This window comes from Aquimarina muelleri DSM 19832 (assembly GCF_000430665.1).
Lineage (GTDB): Bacteria > Bacteroidota > Bacteroidia > Flavobacteriales > Flavobacteriaceae > Aquimarina > Aquimarina muelleri.
Genome location: NZ_AUML01000002.1, coordinates 102416 through 123456 on the forward strand (window position 1 = coordinate 102416; position 21041 = coordinate 123456).

Annotated in this window: 17 protein-coding genes and 1 other RNA gene; 6 read left to right on the top strand and 12 right to left on the bottom strand. The window is 31.1% G+C overall.

The features are described from left to right. The first annotated feature begins 52 nt into the window (after nucleotides 1–52). Nucleotides 53–634 carry a MiaE family protein gene (locus H527_RS0101790; RefSeq protein WP_027411120.1) on the top strand — a complete coding sequence of 194 codons (582 nt, stop codon included), beginning with the start codon at nucleotides 53–55 and terminating at the stop codon, nucleotides 632–634. A gap of 183 nt (nucleotides 635–817) precedes the next feature. On the opposite strand, the gene H527_RS0101795 is transcribed toward H527_RS0101790, so the two are convergent. After that, nucleotides 818–3736, bottom strand: a complete 2919-nt coding sequence (locus H527_RS0101795; RefSeq protein WP_027411121.1) for an FAD-binding and (Fe-S)-binding domain-containing protein — start codon at nucleotides 3734–3736, stop codon at nucleotides 818–820. Beyond that, nucleotides 3729–4214, bottom strand: coding sequence for an Lrp/AsnC family transcriptional regulator (locus tag H527_RS0101800; RefSeq protein ID WP_035087149.1), 486 nt, complete (start codon nucleotides 4212–4214; stop codon nucleotides 3729–3731). The genes H527_RS0101795 and H527_RS0101800 overlap by 8 nt, the downstream gene beginning before the upstream one ends. A 161-nt stretch (nucleotides 4215–4375) precedes the next feature. Between H527_RS0101800 and H527_RS0101805 the strand changes: the two genes are divergently transcribed. Both H527_RS0101805 and H527_RS0101810 read left to right on the top strand, forming a co-directional pair. After that, nucleotides 4376–5194, top strand: a complete 819-nt coding sequence (locus H527_RS0101805; RefSeq protein WP_027411123.1) for a DUF1338 domain-containing protein — start codon at nucleotides 4376–4378, stop codon at nucleotides 5192–5194. A gap of 87 nt (nucleotides 5195–5281) precedes the next feature. After that, complete coding sequence (locus H527_RS0101810; RefSeq protein WP_027411124.1) at nucleotides 5282–5770, top strand: hypothetical protein; 489 nt, start codon at nucleotides 5282–5284, stop codon at nucleotides 5768–5770. Nucleotides 5771–5835: 65 nt separating this feature from the next. On the opposite strand, the gene bshA is transcribed toward H527_RS0101810, so the two are convergent. Continuing rightward, a complete protein-coding gene (gene bshA, locus H527_RS0101815) occupies nucleotides 5836–6963 on the bottom strand; it encodes an N-acetyl-alpha-D-glucosaminyl L-malate synthase BshA (protein WP_027411125.1) in 1128 nt (375 codons plus the stop codon). An 85-nt stretch (nucleotides 6964–7048) separates the two neighbouring features. After that, nucleotides 7049–7359: RNase P RNA component class A (gene rnpB, locus H527_RS23000), an RNA gene on the bottom strand. A gap of 128 nt (nucleotides 7360–7487) precedes the next feature. On the opposite strand from rnpB, the gene H527_RS0101820 reads away from it, so the two are divergent. Beyond that, on the top strand, nucleotides 7488–9302 hold the full coding sequence (locus H527_RS0101820) for a DNA polymerase III subunit gamma/tau (RefSeq protein ID WP_027411126.1): 1815 nt from the start codon (nucleotides 7488–7490) through the stop codon (nucleotides 9300–9302). Between the two features lie 127 nt (nucleotides 9303–9429). Here the strand turns inward: H527_RS0101820 and H527_RS0101825 are convergent, their stop codons facing one another. Next, on the bottom strand, nucleotides 9430–9852 hold the full coding sequence (locus H527_RS0101825; RefSeq protein ID WP_027411127.1) for a hypothetical protein: 423 nt from the start codon (nucleotides 9850–9852) through the stop codon (nucleotides 9430–9432). 170 nt (nucleotides 9853–10022) lie between these two features. On the opposite strand from H527_RS0101825, the gene H527_RS0101830 reads away from it, so the two are divergent. Continuing rightward, nucleotides 10023–10604 carry a MiaE family protein gene (locus H527_RS0101830; protein WP_027411128.1) on the top strand — a complete coding sequence of 194 codons (582 nt, stop codon included), beginning with the start codon at nucleotides 10023–10025 and terminating at the stop codon, nucleotides 10602–10604. Nucleotides 10605–10751: 147 nt separating this feature from the next. Here H527_RS0101830 and H527_RS0101835 read toward each other — a convergent pair whose 3' ends face one another. The 3 genes from H527_RS0101835 to H527_RS24365 form a co-directional block, all read right to left on the bottom strand. Further along, entirely contained in the window at nucleotides 10752–11498 is a 747-nt protein-coding gene (locus H527_RS0101835) for a DUF6733 family protein (protein ID WP_027411129.1), read from the bottom strand. 31 nt (nucleotides 11499–11529) lie between these two features. Continuing rightward, nucleotides 11530–12321, bottom strand: coding sequence for an enoyl-CoA hydratase (locus tag H527_RS21190; protein WP_051316601.1), 792 nt, complete (start codon nucleotides 12319–12321; stop codon nucleotides 11530–11532). Nucleotides 12322–12448: 127 nt separating this feature from the next. Beyond that, nucleotides 12449–15466, bottom strand: a complete 3018-nt coding sequence (locus H527_RS24365) for an amino acid adenylation domain-containing protein (protein ID WP_211235721.1) — start codon at nucleotides 15464–15466, stop codon at nucleotides 12449–12451. Between the two features lie 319 nt (nucleotides 15467–15785). Between H527_RS24365 and H527_RS0101850 the strand changes: the two genes are divergently transcribed. Then, nucleotides 15786–16487: a Crp/Fnr family transcriptional regulator gene (locus H527_RS0101850; protein ID WP_155837785.1), complete on the top strand. Its 702-nt coding sequence runs from the start codon at nucleotides 15786–15788 to the stop codon at nucleotides 16485–16487. 69 nt (nucleotides 16488–16556) lie between these two features. Here H527_RS0101850 and H527_RS0101855 read toward each other — a convergent pair whose 3' ends face one another. From H527_RS0101855 to H527_RS0101870, 4 genes are all read right to left on the bottom strand, one after another. Beyond that, complete coding sequence (locus H527_RS0101855) at nucleotides 16557–17117, bottom strand: porin family protein (protein ID WP_027411131.1); 561 nt, start codon at nucleotides 17115–17117, stop codon at nucleotides 16557–16559. Between the two features lie 121 nt (nucleotides 17118–17238). Beyond that, nucleotides 17239–18138: a Ppx/GppA phosphatase family protein gene (locus tag H527_RS0101860; protein WP_027411132.1), complete on the bottom strand. Its 900-nt coding sequence runs from the start codon at nucleotides 18136–18138 to the stop codon at nucleotides 17239–17241. Nucleotides 18139–18143: 5 nt separating this feature from the next. Beyond that, a complete protein-coding gene (gene ppk1 / locus H527_RS0101865; protein ID WP_027411133.1) occupies nucleotides 18144–20249 on the bottom strand; it encodes a polyphosphate kinase 1 in 2106 nt (701 codons plus the stop codon). Then, on the bottom strand, nucleotides 20249–20734 hold the full coding sequence (locus H527_RS0101870; RefSeq protein ID WP_027411134.1) for a SixA phosphatase family protein: 486 nt from the start codon (nucleotides 20732–20734) through the stop codon (nucleotides 20249–20251). Before H527_RS0101870 ends, ppk1 begins: the two co-directional genes overlap by 1 nt. Nucleotides 20735–21041 lie beyond the last annotated feature (307 nt).

The window sequence follows — 21041 nt, forward strand, 5'->3', positions numbered from 1 at the left end:
CAAGTAATATGTATCTTTGACAAATAAATTAACGATTCTTAAATAAAAAAATATGCTTGGTTTAAAATTAGCAACAGATCCTCGTTGGGTGACTATCGCAGAGTCTAATATCGAAGAAATTTTAACCGACCATGCATGGTGTGAGCAAAAAGCAGCTACAAATGCCATTACCATTATCACCTTAAATTCTGAATATACCGATTTAGTTACTCAACTATTAGCCTTGGCTCAAGAAGAATTGCAACATTTTGAAATGGTACATGAAATTATTAAAAAACGTGGATACAAATTAGGTCGCGAGCGCAAGGATAGTTATGTTAACGAATTATTTAAATACCGTGTTACAGGAAGCAGTCGAACACAAGCTCTAATTAGTAGATTATTATTTTCTGCAATGATAGAAGCTCGTAGTTGTGAACGTTTTAAACTACTTTCTGAAAAAATAAAAGATCCTGAGTTATCAAAATTCTACAAAGATCTTATGATTAGTGAAGCTGGGCATTATACTACTTTTATTAATCTGGCTCGTAAATATGGCGGTGATATAGATGTAGATAAACAATGGGCAGATTTATTAAAATTTGAAGGAGAGCTTATTCAAAAATATGGCAAATCTGAAACCATACATGGATGATATTGTAAGATATAAGAACTAGAATCTTTTTAAAACAAAATATGAAAGTCTAGTATAGATCAAAAATACTTGAAGTCCTGGCCAGATAAGCTAACAGAACTTCAAGTTGTATATTTTTTTACACACTTCGTGGCTTAGTGCCTTTTTTTAATTCAATTCTTAAATAAAATCACATACTATCTCTTATAATAGTGCATTCTTCAAAATACTTATGGGGTGTTGTGATTCGCGTTTAGTACCATCCTTTATTTGATGCCTACAACTTGTCCCTACTGCTGCAATAATAACACTATCTGGAGTATTTCTAACTGCTGGAAACAAGGTTTGTTCTCCTATTTGCATGCTAATGTCATAATGCTCTTTTTCATACCCAAAAGACCCCGCCATACCACAGCATCCAGATGGTATTATAGTTACCTTAAAATTTTCGGGCAAGTTTAGTACTGTAAAGGTATTATGGATACTGGATAATGCTTTTTGATGACAATGTCCATGCAATTTAATAGTCCTTTGTTCTTTAATAAATTGATCAGGATTTATATTCTTACTTTGTATTTCATTGTATAAAAATTCATCAATTAAAAATGTATGTGCTGCTATAGATTTTGCTTTTTCTTTATCCTTTGCTAATCTTAAATATTCATCCCTAAAAGTAAGAATTGCTGATGGCTCTAATCCTATTAATGGAGTCTCATTGGTTATTAAATCACCAAAAACATCTATATTATGGTTTGCAAGTGCTTGTGCTTTTTCTAATATTCCTTTAGAGATAAAAGTTCGTCCACTTTCTTTATGATCTACTACTTTAACTTTATATTGTAATCTAGTAAGCACCAAAATTGCGTCTATGCCTATTTCTGCATCCAGATGATTTGTAAATTCATCTATAAAAAAATAAATAGTTTTTATCGGTTTTTCTGGTTGTATTTTCTCTAGATTTTGGGTACACCAATTACGCAAAGATTGTTTACTTAACAATGGTAAATCTCTATTTTTAGCAATCCCTAACCCAGATTTTAAAAGCCCAGAAGTTAATTTATTTTTAAAGAAAAAATTGGTTATTCCCGGAGCAATTCTTCCAAACTCATTTAACCTATTAGAATTTGCAAATAATCTGGTACGCATGGATACTCCATTTTCTTTTTGGTATTGGTATTCAAATTCCGCTTTTAGAGTTGCCATATCTACATTAGATGGGCATTCACCAGAACAACCTTTACAACTAATACAAAGGTCTAAAACTTCTTTTAGCTCTTTATTATTAAACTTATTTGGTTTTTCACTATTCGTTAAAAACTCTCGTAAAGCATTTGCTCTTCCTCGGGTAGTATCTTTTTCATTTCTAGTAGCTCTATAACTAGGGCACATGGTTCCTCCTGCTTCTACAGATTTTCTGCAATCTCCACTTCCATTACATTTTTCTGCAGCTCTAAGAATACCTAATGAATCACTAAAATCAAGTAATGTAGAGATCTCTGGCTCTTCTCTATCTATTTCATATCGTAATTGTTGATCCATAGGGTATGCATCTACAATCTTACCTGGATTAAAAATATTATATGGATCAAAAGTTCTTTTCAGATCTTTTAATATCTGGTAATTCTCTTCTCCTATCATAAAAGGAATATACCCTGCTCTTACAATACCATCCCCATGCTCACCGCTCATAGAACCTTTATATTTTTTCACTAAAGAAGCAACTTCATCTGTAATCTTTTTAAATAAAATTACATCTTCGCTTTTTTTAAGATCCAGAATTGGTCTAAGATGAATTTCCCCTGCTCCTGCATGTGCATAGTATACTGCTTGTTGCTCATACGATTTCATCAAATTGCTAAATTCCTCTATATAATTAGCCAAATCAGATATTGCCACTGCGGTATCTTCAATACAAGCAACAGCTTTTTTATCCCCTACAATGTTGCCTAATAATCCTAATCCTGCTTTTCTAAGTTCTAATGCTTGATTAATTTCTGATCCTTGTAAGATAGGATTTGCATAGCTTAGCCCAGAGTCTTCAAGTGTTTTTAATAATTCTTGCTTTTGTTTTGTTAAATCCTCTATATCCTCTGCCCTAAGCTCTAACATTAAAATAGCCTCTGGATCCTCTACAATAAAAAATCGGTTTTTAAATTGTTCGATATTGTTCTTTGTACAGTCCAAAATGGTTTTATCCATCATTTCACAAGTATATAGAGAATGTTGCATAACAGGCACTACAGCCTTCATACAATCCTCTATACTTTTAAAATGTGCAGCAATCATTAATGATTGCTGAGGTGGCAAATCATCTAATTGTAATGTGATCTCTGTGGTAAACGCCAACGTGCCTTCGCTACCCGACAAAAGTTTACACATATTAAATGGTGTAGCAGTATCCAAAAAAACACTAGAATCTATCAACTCATCAATGGCATACCCTGTATTACGCCTGTGAATTTCAGGCTTAGGAAAATTATGTGTAATTTGTTCTTGAATAGCCTTAGGAGAAAGTTCTTGATATATATGTTTATAAATCTTTCCTTCCAAAGAATTTAATTCTTTTTTAAAATCAAACTCCTCTCTTGATAATTCAGAAAACACAGCCTCACTTCCATCAGATAAAATAGTATTTAGTTTTAAAACTTTATCTCTCGTAATACCATATTGTATAGAGGTTGTACCACTACTATTATTACCAACCATACCTCCAATCATACAACGATTAGAGGTAGATGTATTGGGGCCAAAAAATAAACCCAGTGGTTTTAAAAATCGGTTAAGATCATCTCTAATTACACCTGGCTCAACTATTACTGTCTTTTTCTCTTTATCTATCGAGATTATTTTAGTAAAATACTTAGAAACATCTACTACAATTCCATCCCCTACACATTGCCCTGCAAGAGAGGTACCCGCTGTTCTTGGAATAAGCCCTATTTTGTTATTAGAAGCAAATGAAATTATCTTTTTTAAATCCTTTGTAGATTTTGGAAAAGCAACCGCAGCAGGAATCCTACGATATACAGATGCATCGGTAGCATATAAAGATTTAATTAACTCATCAAACTCTAATTCTCCTTCTAGTTCTTTTTGTAAAGAAAACCATAAACCTTTATCCATCATAAGTATTTTTTTTCCCTAATGAATCTAAAGAAACTTGTCTTTTAAAATTAGTATCAAAACAAATAAAGCTATCCGTTCCAGCAACACCTTCAATTTGATGTACCTGATCGTATAATATTTTTCGTAAATGTTGGTTATCGTATGCAAAAATAAGAAAGAAAATTGCGTGTTGCCCAGAAACATAACTGCACTCTAATATTTCGGGTATTTTTTTTAACCCCTCTACAACATCTGATGCATATCGTGCTTCCTTAAGAGTAATTCCAACATAAGATTTGGTTTTAAAACCAATTCGTTTCTCATCGACAATAAACTCTGCCTTTTGTATAACTCCTTGTTGTTTTAGTTTCTTAATCCTTTGGTGTACTAAAGAATTTGAAATCTTTAAATTATCTGCTATTTGTGAGAAAGGTTTTCTTGCATCTTCTCTTATTTGCAATAATATTTGCTGGTCTATATAATCAAAATGATTCATACTAATCAAAAAATTAAAAAATTAAATGTCAAAATGATACTACAGCAACTCAATTAAATCAATTTGACATAAAAAACATCTAATAAATAGCAATATAAGCATTCATATATAAAATGATAGTCAAAACTAATAATTTTGTAGCATATAAAAACATAATCAAGATGAATTTGACATATTTTTTTGAGGAACTTTGGAAACAGTATACAGAAAAGACTCCTTCTGCACAAAAAATTAAAACTTTATTCGAAACAGAAGGTAACACTGTTTTTAATGATCATATTGCAATACGTACTTTTAATGACCCTAGAGTAAATATTGATGTCTTGGCTAAACCATTTATTGCTTTAGGTTATGAATTTAAAGAAGAATATTTTTTTAAAGCTAAAAAGTTATATGCAAAACATTTTGAACATAAAAGTGATCCTAATGCACCTAAAATATTTATCAGTGAATTACTTTTAGAAGAGTTTTCTGTAGAATTACGTGATATTGTAAAAGGTGTTTTAGGCACTGTCGATCCTAAAATATTTTTAGAAGAAGATCTTATTTTAAAAGGAAGAATATGGTCTAATCCATCCTTTGATATTTATCAAAAACTTCTTTCTGCTTCAGAATATGCCGCATGGATGTATGTTAATGGATTTTGCTCAAATCACTTTACTGTAGACGTTAATAAGTTAGATACTTTTGAAAATTTACCTCAAGTTAATGACTTTCTTAAAGAAAATGGGTTTAAAATGAATATTTCTGGTGGGGAGATAAAAGGTTCTCCTTCTCAATTGTTAGAGCAATCCAGTATTTTAGCAGATATTGTTACTGTTAAATTTGAGGAAAACGTTAAAGAAATTACATCTTGTTATTATGAGTTTTCTTATCGCTACAAAAATGCAGATGGGATTACTTTTAATGGATTTATTGCAGACTCCGCTGATAAAATATTTGAAAGCACTGATATGCGGCAACAAAATGAACAATCTTAATATTAACAAAAATTTAAGGCTTTAGTTTACAGAAGAGGGAATTTGTGACGTTATATTCGAGAATTAAAAATTAAACTATTTACTATGATGAAACGTATTTTAATTTTCGCTATTTTCTTACTAGGTTCTGTTAGCGCCGTAAAAGCACAAGAAATCTCTAAACATGCATTAGGGCTTCGTTTAGGAGACGATGATGGCTTTGGAGTCGAAGCTTCTTATCAGTTAGGTTTGGGAGATTCTAACAGATTGGAATTTGACTTGGGATGGAGAGATTTTAATTATGGAGATGCTGTAAAAATTGCAGGTATTTATCAATGGGTATTTAATATTGATAAAGGATTTAACTGGTATGTTGGTCCAGGAGGAGGTCTTGTATTTGTAGATTATGACAATGATAGATTTTTAAGAGACAACAGAAGCGAAACCTATTTTTTTATAGCAGGTGATATCGGTATCGAGTACAATTTCGACTTTCCTTTATTACTTTCTTTAGATTTTAGACCAGAAATTGGTTTTGGAGACAACGATGATGATCTGGATTTTGATATCGGACTAGGAGTTCGTTACCAGTTTTAATAATTCTCTATAAAACCAACAGTCTCGAAATTATTTCACGAGACATTAAAAAAAACCTATCGTTCCTAATGTATTGCTAATGCCCTTTCATACAAAGCAATATATTTAGGAACGATTTGATTTACATCGAATCGTTCAGCTTCTTTATAAGCATTCTCCTTAAAGACATTAAGTATAGTGTCGTCTTCTAAAATTCGAATAGCATTTTCAGACATTTCTTCTATATTACCAACCTCACTTAGATATCCCGAAACCCCATGATTGTTTACCTCTGGTATTCCTCCTGCATTACTAGATATTACGGGTACTTTATTAACCATTGCCTCTAGTGCAGCTAATCCAAAACTTTCTCTTTCTGATGGAAGTAAAAACAAATCTGAAAAACAAAGTATTTTATCAATCTCATTACTATTTCCAAAAAATACCACTTTATCTTTAATCCCTAACTCTCTGCATTTTTTTTCAGCAGATTTACGTTCTGGCCCCTCTCCTACCATTAATAATTTTGCAGGCATTTTTTTCTGAATATTATAAAATATATCCACTATATCTGTGATGCGTTTTACTGCTCTAAAATTACTTATATGCGTTACAATACGTTCTTCAGGAAGCGCCATTAATTCTCGTTGGCAATCTGTAAAACTTGTTTTTCTTTGACTTATATCAATAAAATTTGGTACTACTTCAATCTCTTTTTTAATATCAAACAAACGTAAAGTATCTTCTTTAAGGCTCTCAGAAACCGAAGTAACTATATCACTATTATTTATACTAAAAGTAACCGCTGGTTTATAAAACGGGTGATTTCCTACCAAAGTTATATCTGTACCATGTAGCGTTGTTACCATAGGAATATAAATACCTTCTTCTTCTAACATTTTTTTTGCCATGTACCCTGCGTATGCATGAGGAATGGCATAATGTACATGAAGAACATCAATTTCATATTTTTTAATAGTATCTACTAACTTACTAGACAATGCCAATTCATAAGGTTGATAATGAAAAAGAGGATATTTAGGTACCGATACTTCATGAAAATGAATATTAGGACTTAAAAGATTTAGACGAACCGGTTGTTTATAAGTTATAAAATGTACATCATGATTTAACTTAGCCAACGCAATTCCTAATTCTGTAGCCACAACACCACTACCCCCAAAAGTAGGATAACAAACAATAGCAATTTTCATTCAAATAATTTTTCTTGTGGTACAAGGTACAAGAAAATTAGTATTGGATTTTGTTAAAGGATTTGTAAAAAACTTATACAAGAAAAGAAAAAGCAGATCATAAGCCGGATTCTGTTCTTTAATAAATCAAAGTCCTTATCATTTATCTAGGCCAGTAATTACTTACTGGCTCCAACCGCCTACCCTCCAACATTGGACGCACAACCCTCAAAAGCTGGTTTACATGGCGTTGCACCGTATAGAGTTTACCTGGTTTCACTACAGCATTATCTGTACATACTTTCTGTTGCACTTGTCCTCGTCTTACGACGGACGGGTGTTACCCGCTATACTGTGCTATGGTGTCCGGACTTTCCTCTCTTCGCTAAAGCGAACAGCGATAAGGTGATCTGCTTTGCTGCAAAAGTATCATAATTATAAGATTTCAAATCTGAATTATGAATTATTTTTTGGATGTTAATAACTAACAATAAAAATCGAAAGCTAAAATTCATTATTTCTAGGCAATTTTTAACTTTGTAGCGATGGAGCATTTTATAGTATCGGCCCGTAAATACAGACCACAAACCTTTAAGGATGTTGTAGGACAGCAAGCTATTACAAATACTTTGCTTAATGCCATAGATAACAATCATTTGGCTCAGGCATTATTATTTACAGGACCTCGTGGTGTTGGAAAAACATCTTGTGCCAGAATCTTGGCAAAAACAATTAATCAGGATGGAAACGAAAACCCTGACGAAGATTTTGCTTTTAATATTTTCGAACTGGATGCTGCTTCTAATAACTCTGTTGATGATATTCGAAGCCTTATAGATCAGGTACGAATCCCCCCTCAAGTCGGAAAATATAAAGTGTACATTATAGATGAGGTACATATGCTTTCGCAAGCAGCCTTTAATGCGTTCTTAAAAACCTTAGAAGAACCACCTAAACATGCTATCTTTATTTTAGCAACTACAGAAAAACATAAGATAATTCCAACTATTTTATCACGTTGTCAAATATTTGATTTTAAGCGAATTACCGTTACAGATGCGAAAAATCATTTAATGCAGGTAGCCAAGCAGGAAGGAATTAATGCAGATGAGGATGCATTGCAGATTATCGCTCAAAAAGCAGATGGAGCAATGCGAGATGCTTTATCTATATTTGACAGAGTAGTTAGTTTTAGTGGAAAAAACCTTACTAGACAAGCTGTTACCGAAAATCTAAATGTATTAGATTATGAAACCTATTTTACAGCAACCGATTTAATAATCGACAATAATATTCCGCAATTACTCTTAGAATTTAATGAAATTCTAGCTCAAGGATTTGATGGGCATCACTTTATATCTGGTTTGGCATCTCATTTTAGAGACTTATTGGTTTGTAAAAACCAAGCTACTATACATCTACTCGAAGTAGGAGAACAAACCAAAACCAAATATTTTGAGCAATCTAAGAAATCTCCACATGAGTTTCTTATTAAAGGTATTGATCTCGCTAACGATTGTGATCTAAAATACAAAACCAGCCGAAATCAGAGACTACTGGTCGAATTATGCTTAATGCAGCTTGCCTCTATCCTTACGGATGGAGAAAAAAAAAATGACCAACCCTACATAATTCCACCTTCTTATTTTAAAGAAAAAGGAATTAAGGCTATTAAAATTTCTTCTGAAGTAAAAGAAAAAGCTTTAGAAAAAGTAGAGACTGTTAAAAAACAAGAGATAGTTTCTACTTCTATTGAACATAAAGAAGAAACACCAACATCTTCGACCAACCAAGAAACGGTTAAAAAAGGTACCTCTACTTCTACTCCTATAGAAAATTCTAACAGTACAATATCTCAACCTGTAGTTCAAGAGAAAAAAAATCTTTTAATACAACGAGAAAGAAAGACTTCGGGATTATCTTTAAGTAGTATTAGAAAGAAAAAAGAACATGAAGAAAATAAAGAGGAAAAAATAGTAGATCCAAAAAATCTACCTACTGAAGAATTTACAGAATCTGAAATGCAAGCTGCCTGGGTGGAATATGGCAAAATGCAAGATAAAAAAGGAGAACGTATAATTGGCTCTATGTTCGCCATGAATATACCTTCCCTACAAGATGGTGCTATTATGCTAGAACTGCCTAACCAATCGATGAAAGTGGATTTAGAAAGTGCACAAGCTGGATTATTACAATTTCTATATAAAAAATTAGACAATTATAGTATTGAACTAAAGATAACAGTAAATGAAGAGGCTTCCAAAAAGTATGCGTTTACCCCGCAAGATAAATATGAAAAACTTCGAGAAAAAAATCCACTCATAGACAAATTACGCTCTTCTTTTGATTTGGATATATAATATTGTCTTTTTAATCAATAACATAGTAAATTTATGCATGAATGATGATTCTCAAAATATATTTTCTTTTTGAAGAAGATTCAAAAAATTAGATCTTCTAGTAAAACTTAAAAAATAATATGTCTTTTTAATACTCATAAAGCAGTTTATCATCAGAATTTTTTATGTTTAATAAGATTTTAGTTTCTTCGACCCTTAACTCACTAATACCAAATGTTATTTCTTTTGTAATAACAGCCTGACAAAGTTCTTCATTTTTTAAAGACACTTTCAAATTTCTTTGTGGTGGATCTGATTCCAATATCTCTTCAGAATCAATAAGTTTTACTTCCCAGGTATCGCCACTACAGCCACTAGAACTGAAATTAATTCTTAAACAATCTTCCTCTATTTTTAAATTATTTATAGACAGGTTGCCATTAGATTCATCATATTGTTCTGAACTAATTATAACTAATTGATCACAACTATTTGTATTATTACTATCATCACTATTACACGCTAAACTTCCAAATATTACAATGAAACCAATTATTTTTTTATAATTCATTTTAATTTATTTTAAAATAAGATGAATAAAGATCTATTAGGTTGCTTCGAATAAGCATTAGAAGTTCATTTTTAATTTTTAAATAAAAGAATTAATATTTTCTTTCGAATCTTAGTTCTATACTAAGTTACTTCATAAATTTGTATTTATTATTAAAAACTATCAGAACCATGCTAGGCTTAAAACTTCCTACCGACCCTAGATGGGTTAATATTGTAGAAAAAAACATTGAAGAAATCCTTACAGATCATGCTTATTGTGAACAAAAGGCTACTTCTACTGCAATATCCCTTATTGTTAGTTTTCCTGAATACACCGAGTTGGTACAGGAGATGACTAAGTTAGTAAAAGAAGAAATTAGCCATTTTAAAATGGTGCATGACAAAATTATAGCCCGTGGATGGGTTTTAGGAAGAGATAGAAAAGACGAGTATGTATTACAATTAGTCACTTTTTTTCCAAAAGGAGGTAGTAGAACAACGCAACTCGTTCATCGCTTATTATATGCTGCACTAATTGAAGCCAGAAGTTGTGAACGATTTAAATTATTATCTGAAGAGCTAGAAGATCCAGAATTGGCAGATTTTTATCGAAGTTTGATGGTAAGTGAAGCGAATCACTATACCATGTTTTTAAACTTTGCTCGTCAATACGGCGACCGAGAGGAAGTTGATAAAAAATGGCAGGATTTATTAATTTTTGAAGCTAATATGATGAAAGATCTTAGTAAAAAAGAAACTATCCACGGATAAACATAAAGATATATATAGTACTAAATAGAATAAGGCTATCGTTGGATAGCCTTATTCATTACATCACATTTTAGATTACTATAAAAACCTGAACTGTGAAAACGGGCTTTCAAACTATTTTTATTTAAGAATTGATGTTTCTAGTTTTTAAAAAGGAATGAAAGCCGATACTTTATAAAATTCGTCTGAAGCACCAACATCTGAAACCAGATTTGCTCCACCAGAGAATCTAAATGCCATTCCATTATCTAATTTTAGTTTAACAGATGGCCCTAAAAATCTATATACTTGTGTGTTTTTATTACCAACTGTTTTATTTTCTAAATTCATGAATGCTAATTCCTCAAAAAAGGCTCCTACAACTACTCTTTTACTTATGTTTACTCCAGGAGCTGCCCATAATAAAAACAAATCTCTTGTATCGATTGTTTCTCTATCCCGAATAGATTTATAGTAGGCAACATACCCTTCTATATCAAAAATATTGTCATGATATGCTAAGAAAAAATTAGGAATAACAGCTTCTGCTATCTGGGTTCCTTCTAAGGTAGAAAAGAATTTTCCGTGTGCTAATCCTATTCCAGGATTTAAATATAATTTATTATCTGCTGCTTTAAACCCTAGACCCATTCCTGTTTCTAATAATTGATCGCTTCCAGAATTTACATTTCCGAAAGAAGTATTTGTCCAGAACATACTATAAAAAGTAATATCAAAATTTTTATTGGTTTCAAAACTTCCAACAAATAATGGGGAGAAACCGGCTACACTATTTTGTATAACCTTAACTGCTAGATTTGCTTTCTTTTTAGTCTCTTGTTTGGTTTCTTCTTGTGCTTGTATCAAGCTATATTGCATAAATAATGCTACAAATAGTATTATGATTTTTTTCATGATATGATTTCTTTTAAATAAGTTTTAATAATTAAAATGTTTGAATGGTTTGTGTTTGATTAGATTTACTAAAATCTGGCGTTCTTTTTTCTACAAAAGCCTGCATGCCTTCCTTTTGATGCTCTGTTGCGAATAAGGCATGAAATACTCTTCTTTCATAAAGTACTCCTTCTCGAAGGCTTAATTCGGTAGCTCTATCTACAGCTTCTTTAGCTATCATTACAGTGGTTTTACTGTAAGACGCAATTAGTTCTGCGGCTTGTAAAGACTCTTCTATTAACTTATTTGATGGTATTACCCTAGACACCAATCCCGATCGCTCTGCTTCTTCTGCATTCATTAATCGACCTGTTAGAATTAAATCCATTGCTTTGGTTTTACCGACCATTTTGGTTAGTCTTTGTGTACCTCCAATTCCCGGTATTACGCCTAGCTTGATTTCTGGTTGCCCAAACTTTGCAGTTGTTGAAGCATAAATAATGTCACACATCATAGCTAATTCGCACCCGCCTCCGAGAGCATACCCTGATACAGCAGCTATTTTTGGGGTTCTTATGGACGTAAAAGCCTCCCATCCAGCAAAATAATCTTCATGAAACATATCCAAATAGGATTTATCCTTCATTTCTTTTATATCTGCTCCTGCTGCGAATGCTTTTTCTGACCCAGTGATCACAAAACACCCAACTTCTGGATCTTTATCCAGTTTTTGCATTACAGATACCATTTCTTGCATTAATGCTGTGTTTAGTGCATTTAATGCTTTTGGACGATCTAAAGTTATAATCGCCACCCGTTTTCTTTGTTCGATTTTAATATTCATAGGTTTCATTTTTGCATAGTATCTCCTACCGTCTTTCTTATTTTAAAAGAAAGACTTTATAATATTTGTAGATTTTACTATGCGTTATTGTATAAAAAGTTGATTTTGTGTTACTGTTTGCAGTTTCTTAGGAGTCCCAAATCGCTCCATAAGCAGGGATCCCTCTGCTTTCCATACCGTAGACTACTTGCCAGGTAAGTTTTTTATTAGAAATACAGATTACGGCCTCGGCATTAAAGTCTTTATATGCTTTATATGCCAGCTTTACCATATCTGGTTTTCCATGTGCGTCGGTATCCCATATTAATGCTTCTGGTTGTGATTCAAGAATTTCATCTACTAACTCATTTCCGTACGTTTTTCTTGGGTTTCGTGTTGCCCATATTAAACGAGCAGGAGTCTCTTGTGAAAAAAGATGTGGTAAACATGGTCCGATACCACTACCTGTGGCTACCCATATAACTTTCTTAAATAATTTATCTACATTTCCTACTCCTGCGGTTGTTATACCTTTTACCCATAAATGTTTTGGCATATCATCTATAAGATCTCCTGTCCAATCTCCCGCACGAGAAATTGTTAATCTAAATCCTTCTCTACCAGGTTCTGGTACGTTTGCAAAGGAATGCCATTCCATCAATGGATCTCTACTTATTGCTGTAGAAGAACCAGCAAAAGGAGTTTCTCCATAATTAAATCTAGCCAAAATAACATGGTTAGATGGTCTTGTTATATCTACTTTTACTTTTTTAAGACGCAACCATGGTAGAGCAATACTAATCGTAATCAGAACTAACATCCAGAAACTAAATGAGGTATATAGGGCTTCTGAAAAACTTATTTGAGAGTTCTGTTGTTTGGTTATTAAAATTATTTGTACCCAGAATAAAACTAGAGCACTCCATCCTCCAAAACGATGTGTTTTTTCAAAATTATTATGAAATTTTGCTCTTATTTTTGGCAAAGCCATGATGATCATATAAATCAAAATTCCTGTAAGAACTGATGTAATCCATAAAAGCGCTATGCTTTTAGGCTGTGTATTAAAGCTATTAAAAAAATCATAATACAAAGACCCCATAAAGATCATAAACCATAAGGTTCCACTTACTGTACCTCCTATATGGATTCCTCCAAAATGATACACTTTTCCTGCTCTTCGCCTTATAGATAGCGGCCAACTAGTAGGTATGCTAGTTGCTACCCAAAATAAAAAATTGATAATATATTGTTGCCTAATGAGAATCCCGATAGTAAAATTTATTAATGCTATTTTTGATATTACATCTAATCTTATGTTCTCTGCAGACCACCATCCTGCTTCTGTTATTCCATAAATCAAGATTCCTACATTAGTTGCCAAAAGCAAAGCAAATAATCTATAATAATGCATAAGCTTTTCTCCTTTCCACATCCTACTAAAAGATTTTTTTTGAGGAGGTAATTGTATTTTTTCTAAATCAGGAATCTGACTTACTTCTTTTATCTTTTGGTCTTCAATTATTGTTTCTGTATCCATTGGTGATTCATATTGAGAAATACTATTTAGTAATTTTCTTTTATCAATTTTTCCTCTATTGGTCATTGGCAATTCTTTCATTGTTAACACTATGGCGGGTACGCAATAATATGGTAATACTTCCCCTACAACCTCTTTTACTTTTTCGCTATCTACGGTTTCTGGACTAACAAAGGATATTAATGTTCTGTTATCTTTTTTTAAAGTAATTGCTCTTTTACTCTCTGGCATTTTTTCAATTATAGAAGAAACAGAATCTAGTTCTACTCTAAAACCACATATCTTTACCTGATCATCTGTTCTCCCTAAATGTTCAAGTTCACCATCTAAAGTCCATCTTCCCAAATCCCTTGTTCTAAACATCTTTTTTCCTTGCCCAAGAAATGGGTCTTCTAAATATCTTTCATTTGTAAGAGCTTCATTGTTTATGTATCCTTTAGTTACACAAAGACCTCCTGCCCACATTTCTCCAACTTCACCTATTGCACAAGGAGTTAAATCTTCGTTTAGTATATATACCGTATTATTAGGGGTAGGTTTTCCTATTGTTAGTAATTCATCTGTTGGGAAAAAACGTTTTACCGTGTTAATTATCGTAATTTCTGTTGGACCACATGAATTATGAAAAGCACAAAATGAAGACCATTTTTCTGCAAGAACTCTGGGGCATGGCTCTCCTGCAACTATTGCTACTCTAACGTTTTTACACAACTCAATATCTAGTGAACTTAGAATGGTTGGAGTAGAAATTACTACATCTACCTCACTTACTGTTTCTTGAATATTTTTTCCTCTGATAACTAAAGTGGCCCCGTTAGCAAGACTTCCCAGAATTTCCCATACAGACATATCAAAGGCAATACTTAGTATTTGCCCTACTTTTAATCCTGGTCTCATTCCTAAATTTCCTGGGGCAGTAAGTAGAATATTACATGTATTGCTATGCGTAACCTGCACTCCATTAGGATCTCCCGTAGTTCCCGAAGTAAAAATTATATAACAAACATCATTTTCTGTTACCTCTACATTGGGTAGTTTTATTTGTTCTTTAGTATTTTTATTAGATTTTAGAAAACTATCTATACATATCTGTTTTTTGTTCTCTATTACAGGAACTAAATCTTCATATTCTGATAATGTTAATATTACATCTATAGACGCAGATTTAACTACATATCGCAGTTGTTCTTCTTTAGCTAATCCAATATGCTGTGGAACATAGGCTGCTCCAGCTTTTAAAATTGCTAATATACCAACTACCATTGGTATTGACCGTTGTACAAATAAACCAACATTATCTCCTTTTTGAACCCCGTTTTTTATAAGTTCTAAGGCAAGTAAATTAGCCTGATTATTCAACTCTTTATAACTAATTTTTTCTTTTAAATGATGAACGGCTATATTATTTGGATTTACTCTTGCATTTGCTTCAAATGCGTGGTGTATACATCGGTATGGTATTCTTGTTATAGGGCCTTGTCCAAACCTTTGAAAAAGATATTGATCTGATAATGATAGATTTGTAGTTTTATGTTTTAGAAAAGTATCGCCTGGCACTAAGGGTATAGACCCAAAGGTGTCACGTATTCCTGCTTCAGAAATATCGTGAGAAACTGATGTTTCCATTGCTAAAAAAATCTATTCGGTTTATAATTTATTTAATAAAATCTCAGAAGAAGAGAAATTAATAATTGTGCTATGTGCATCAAGATTGTCTTTATATTTTAAATCTGTAAGCTTCATGATTTTGTGCTAATTAAGGGTTAAAATTCTATACCGAAATTAGATTCGTATTGTCATTCTGGATATAAAAAATCTAACACAAAATCTTTTTTTATTTATTTATGAATATTATCAAAATACTGGTATAACTCATAAATTTTATGGAATAACATTAAGAAAGAAATGAAAAAACAATAATATTACTTCATTTTAACAGTTTATTATGATTAACATAACTAAACTCAACAACAAAATGAATCTGGAACTATTAGATATTCTAATAAAGAAAGAGAAGTATACCTGTAAATTTTATAAACAAAATGAGATTATAAAAAATAATAAATGCTTTTCTGAAAAAATCTACCTTATTAAAGAAGGAGTAGTAAAAATATGCAGTATGACTACTAACGGAGAAGAGATAATTCCTGTTTTATTAGCGAAGAACCAAATTTTTGGAGTGGATATTATTTTTGGTAATACATACTCTTTATTTTATTCTGAATCCTTATCTTCAAAAACAAAAATTTATGAGTTTGAAATAAATGATATTTACAATATAATTAAAAACAAAAATTTTTTATACAAAGATCTTTTATGCATCTTAAATCTGGAATACTCTGAGCTCGAGAAGAGAATAAAGACACTACAAATAAGGTCTACAGAATTAAGGTTAATTAATGCCATCATTGAATTTAAAGAAAAGTTTGAATACTCTTCAGATTTCCTTAACGAGACCATAATCATAAATTCTCCTTTTAATCAAGATGAATTAGCAAATTATATTAGGACATCCAGAGTAACTACAAATAATCTAATTAACGGTTTAAAAAATCGAGCGCTAATAAACTATCAAAAAAAAAACATTATACTAAAAAAGAGTTTTTTTAATTATTATAAACTAATAAATCCTAGCTATAGTAATTAGTATGGATAAAAAAATAGCATAGACTTTTAAAGGTCTATGCTAAAATAAATATTGTATTATTATTAAATACTATAGTTTATAACCAAACGAAAGTTGAATATTTCTGGTATTTCCTTTTGCTCCCTCAGGAATATTTTTGTCATCAATTATATTAGATAATCCAAAACCATAGCGTAAATCAGCAAAAAAGTTTTCTGTTATATTTACACCAATCCCACCAATTGCAGCTATATTAAAGGTATTAAACTTAGTTTCAATTATATTATCATCTTCCCACTCCCAGATTTTAAGCCCGACCTGAGGGCCAATATGAATATTAAACAAATCTGAAAAATTATACTTAAGAAAAATTGGTACTTGTAGATAATCTACATTTAAGGATTTATCATCGTTCCCTAGAGATGAATATTGAAATTCTGGCTGAACACTCCATTTTTCTGTTACAGGGTACTCTGCTAAAAAACCTACAATAATTCCAAATCTACTATCTTCAAGATCTTTAGGGATATCATTAGAATTAATCGAACTAAGATTTGCTCCTATTCTTATCCCATAGGAAGCTTCCTGAGCATTAGATAGTAATGTTCCAAATATAAAGAAAGTAGCTAGAAATAGTATTTTTTTTCTCATAGTATATTAATGTTTTATTACGAATACAATTTAATACAAAATAATAGAATTATAACGATAAATTATAAGTTCTAGCTATATAATCTTTTTAAAATCGTTTAAAGGTATTGAATATAGTTTTTTATCGATTATTTAGTTTTTCATTGTATAATGATTTTATGATACCATCAGATAATCCGATTTTTGGTACATGAATTTCTCTTGCACTACTCCATTTCATTGCAGAAAGATATATTCGAACCGCGGGCACTATAACATCTGCTCTATCTTGATTCAAATTAAGCTGCCAAATTCTTTCTTCATATGTTAGAGAATTAAGTAATTTATAGTAAGAACTTAGATACAGAAAAGATAACGGTTTGCCCATGCTTTTTCCACTATTTTTAAAAATATTATTAATGTTTCCTCCAGATCCAATTAATGCTATTCTATTATAATTTTCTGTATTTTCTTTTATCCAATACTCCACATCTTTCCATACTTGTTCAGAAACCAGATTATTAAGTAATCTTACTGTTCCTAGTTTAAAAGATCTAGAGGTAATATTATTACCATTATGATATAATGTAAATTCTGTACTACCACCACCTACATCTACGTATAAATAGGTTGCATCGGTATTTATTAATTGATGTAAATCTGTCATTGCAATTATTGCTGCTTCATCTTTACCATCAATGATATGTATCTGAATTCCTGTTTTTTCCTTTATAAGTTGTACAATTTCTTCTCCATTCTCAGCTTCTCTCATGGCCGATGTTGCACAAGCTTTATATCTAACTACTTTATGAGTTTTCATTAAGAGTTGGTATGCTTGCATAGCATCAATCATTCTTGTGATATTTTCCTGAGATACTCTTTTAGATTTAAAAACGTCTTCTCCAAGACGAATTGGTACACGAACTAGACTTGTTTTTTTAAATCTAGTAGTCATACCATCTTCTTGATGAACACTACTTATTAATAATCTTACTGCATTAGAGCCTATATCAATAGCTCCATATTTTTCTATAGTTAACAAAATAATTAATTTCCAAGTTTTTTTAAGTAATAGTTATAAGTTGCTATTTGCGACCTTACTTTTTCTTTATCGTTTCTAATGTACGCATTATCCTGATTTTTAGAAAGTTTTCTAGCCTTGACATTATCGCTCCAGCATATGCTAAAAGTATCCATTAATTCCAATTTAATATCTTCGTCATAAATTGGGCAAGATATTTCTACTCTTCTATCTAAATTACGAGTCATCCAATCTGCAGAAGATATGTATACTTTTGGATTTCCTCCATTTTGAAATATATATAGCCTTGGGTGTTCTAAGAATTTATCTATCACACTTATAGCTCTAATATTGTCACTCATCCCAGGGATTCCTGGAATCAAACAACATATACCACGAATAATTAGATCTATTTTTACTCCTGCTCTACTTGCTTCATATAGTTTATCGATCATGTCATAATCACTTAAACTATTCAATTTAAGTTTAATACTTGCAGGTATACCTTCGTTTATATTTTTAATCTCTTTATCTATTAATTTTATCAAGGATGATCTTGTATAGTGAGGAGAAACCAATAAATGTTTATATCGGTATGTTTTATAATTTATTTCAAAAAATTTAAAAATTCTATTTGTCTCTTTTAAAATGTCTTCATTTGTTGTAAATAAAGTGTAGTCTGTGTAGATTCTTGCTGTAGATTCATTAAAGTTACCTGTACTTATAAACCCATATCTTTTAAGTTTTCCTGCTTCTTCCCTTTCAATAACACAGGCTTTGCAATGTACTTTTAATCCTGTAACCCCAAAAATTAGATTTACTCCCTCTCTTTGCATTTGTTCTGCATAGCGAATATTTGCAGCTTCATCAAAACGTGCTTGCAATTCGATCTGTACCAAAACATTTTTACCATTTTTTGCTGCATTTATAAGAGAACTGGCGATATGCGATATATTTGCTAATCTATATATAGTTATTTTAATACTTTTTACTTTAGGATCAATAGCTGATTCTCTTAAAAATTTTACGGTATAAGAAAATGTATGATATGGTGTATATTGCAAAAAGTCTTTTTTAGCTATTTTATCTAGTAAACTACCTTGTAAAACAAGATCTGGTATTGCTAAAGGTTTTAATTGTTGGTATACTAAACTTTCATCCTCAAGATCTGGAAAATCCATATAATCTCTTCGGTTATGATATCTACCTCCTGGTATAATACTATCTGTATTATCTACCCCCATTTTATCCATTAAAAAACCAAGAGTATCCTTTTCTATAGTTTGATCATAGACAAATCGAACTGGCTCACCATCTCTTCTAGATTTTACACTACTTGAAATTTTCTGTATAAAACTCTTACTTAGATCATTATCAAAATCTAACTGCGCATCTCTAGTTATTTTAATCATATGTGCAGAGGCACTGATGTAATTAAAAATACTAAAGTTTATATGCATACAGTATCTAATTAAATCATCCAAAATAATAATATATTGTTTACCTTCTTTTTCAGGAAGCACCACAAATCTATCTGTGTTTTTAGGAATCTCGATTAGTGCATATATTTTTTCTTTAGTAGTTTGTTGTAATATTTTTGAAATCCTTCCTTCTTTAGGAATTTTATCATTGAGCACCAATTTTACTGCTAGATAAGCTACACTATCTTTTAAATGAGGGAATTTTTCTAAATCATTAAGAATATAAGTTACAAGAGCAGGGCTAACTTTAGCAACAAAATAATTACGTATAAATGCATCCTGATCAGGAGTTACTTGATTTTCATCGATAATAAAAATGTCTCTTTGTTTAAGTTCTTCTTTTATTACATCTATAATTTTAAGACTCTCTTCCTGTTGTTTTATAACTATTGCTGTTATTTTTTCTAATAATTTACTTGCTGTTGTTCCTTTCAGAACATTTTTTCCATCTTTCCCTGCAAGATCTATTCTTTTAATTGTAGCATACCTAACTTTAAAAAATTCATCCAAATTATTAGAAAAGATCCCTATGAAACGTAATCTTTCTAATAGAGGCACTGTATTATCTGAGGCCTCTTGTAGTACTCTTGCATTAAATTGTAACCAACTTAATTCTCTATTAATATATTGATTTGTATATTTTTCTGGCATTATTTAAGTGATTTAGGAAAAATAGTTAATAGGGTTTTTCCTACATTTATATCTTTCCATTTCTCCGTTTCAAATTCTATAGCAACTACCCCCGAAGTAGGTAAGTTATCTATATATGTATTTCCTAATAAATTTGCTACGGAAGTAAAAGCATGATTATGTCCAAATATCATTAAAGTTTGAATTGTATCTGTACAGTTTTTGATAACATTAATAACTTTAGACCCTTCAAAATCATAAAGATCTGGTTCTAAAACAAATATATCTTCAGATATATTTAGCTGATAGCTAATGATCTTTGCTGTGTTATATGCTCTTTCCGCTGGGCTACACAAAATTCTGTCTACTGGTTTCACTAGTGTTTTTAGCTCTTTACCTATTAATTCTGCATCTCTCTCTCCTCTTTCATTAAGCGGTCTTTTATCATCTGGTAAATCAAACCCCCATGAAGATTTTGCATGTCTAATTATATATAAAGTTTTCATGAATTTGATACTGTTTTTATAAAAATGAAGTTATTTTATACAAGTTTAAGAATTCGATTTTACAAATCTCAATATAAGAATATAAAAATATATATTTTGTCTGTATTCTCCATCTAGATAGATTCTTTTAATTCTAAATAAATATTTTACTAACAAATAGTTGTTAATAAAGAACACAAAAACTTCTAATTTAATGAAAATGAACACTATATATACATGATTTTAATCGGTAAAAACGATATTTACATCGAAAACATCATTTTTTTCTACTATAATTAAATGTTAAAATATAAATTTACATACGGTT